The organism is Mesorhizobium sp. M1307 (genome assembly GCF_040318155.1).
Lineage (GTDB): Bacteria > Pseudomonadota > Alphaproteobacteria > Rhizobiales > Rhizobiaceae > Mesorhizobium.
This window is the reverse complement of the sequence record NZ_JAMYLR010000103.1, coordinates 1-1557: the sequence shown is the minus strand read 5'-3', so window position 1 is coordinate 1557 and position 1557 is coordinate 1. Positions and strand designations below refer to the sequence as shown.

Below are 1557 nucleotides of genomic sequence, written 5' to 3'. Positions count from 1 at the left end.
CGATCACCCAAAGATGCTCCGGTCTCCCGTCCGCCACCGCACCTGCCTTCATAGCAGAGTCGGCAAGAAACAAGTTACAAAGGTGACGTGCTCAGGCGGCTCCTGGCCGGCCGGCGATCATGGCGCGGCGCACCGACCGGCGCTGCTCGACGGCGTCGGCAAGGCCGTGCAGCACCGTTTCGGTGGTTTCCCAGTCGATACAGCCGTCGGTGATGCTCTGGCCATAGACAAGCGGCTTGCCGGGCACGACGTCCTGCCGGCCGGCGACCAGATTGCTCTCGATCATGATGCCGATGATGCGCTCGTCGCCCGCCGCGATCTGGCCCGCCACGTCAGCCGCCACCAGCGGCTGGTTTTCCGGCTTCTTGTTGCTGTTGGCATGACTGACATCGATCATCAGCCGAGGTGCCACGCCGATCCGGCCGAGCTCAGCGGAGGCAGCAGCTATGCTTGCCGCGTCGTAGTTGGGCACAATGCCGCCGCGCAGGATGACGTGGCAGTCCTCGTTGCCGGTGGTCGTCGCGATGGCGCTGCGCCCGCCCTTTGTCACCGCCATGAAATGATGCGGCTGGGCGGCGGACTTCACCGCCTCGGCGGCAATCCGCAGATTGCCGTCGGTGCCGTTCTTGAAACCGACCGGGCAGGAGAGGCCCGATGCGAGCTCGCGATGGATCTGGCTCTCTGTCGTGCGTGCGCCGATCGCGCCCCAGGCGACGAGGTCGGCAATGTATTGCGGAGTTGTCATGTCGAGGAACTCGGTCGCTGAGGGAAGGCCGAGATTGTTGACCGCCGAGAGCACGTTGCGGGCCATCCGCAGACCCTTGTCGATGTTGAAGCTGCCGTCGAGGTCGGGATCGTTGATCAGGCCTTTCCAGCCGACCGTCGTGCGCGGTTTCTCGAAATAAACGCGCATCACGATCTCCAGCCGGTCCGACAGGTTTTCACGCAGCGATGCCAAACGGCTGGCATAGTCTACGGCAGCGGCCGGGTCGTGGATCGAACAGGGGCCGACGACGACCACCAGACGATCGTCGGTGCCGGTCAGCACGGCGTGGATCGCGTTGCGTGACGCGGCAACGGTGCGCGTCGCCGTCAGCGTGCGCGGTATCTCCCGCATCACCTCGTCCGGCGTACTCAATTCCCTGATTTCCTTGACCCGAAGATCGTCGGTAGTGGTCAACACGGCTTCTGCTCCTGATTGGGAGACCTGCCGGCTGAAACAAAAAAGCCGCCAGGTCTGGCGGCTGTTCGGATATTGTTGCTGCAATCTTCAGATCGAGCGCAATCCTCCCGCCGCCAGCGAGCTCATAAAGTACCAATATGTGGCGGTCAGGTTGATCATGAGGGCTGATATAGTCGATGCGGATGCGCTTGTCACGTGCCTGGTGAGGAGGAGGTTTACTCCAGCCCATTCGCGATTGGCTGAAGCCCCCCGAACTTCGTCATCCCAGGGCGGAGCAGGAGCGGAGCTCCGTCGCGGAGACCCTGGGATCCATATGTGGACGGCGCCCTGCCTGCAACGGTTGTTTTGCGTCGTTTTCGATCGCTTGCGTCCAT

At 63.1% G+C, this 1557-nt stretch carries 1 protein-coding gene; it reads right to left on the bottom strand.

Annotation, left to right across the window (positions count from 1 at the left end):
* Positions 1-91: 91 nt before the first annotated feature.
* On the bottom strand, positions 92-1183 hold the full coding sequence (locus tag NKH16_RS34800) for a 3-deoxy-7-phosphoheptulonate synthase (protein ID WP_352903965.1): 1092 nt from the start codon (positions 1181-1183) through the stop codon (positions 92-94).
* Positions 1184-1557 lie beyond the last annotated feature (374 nt).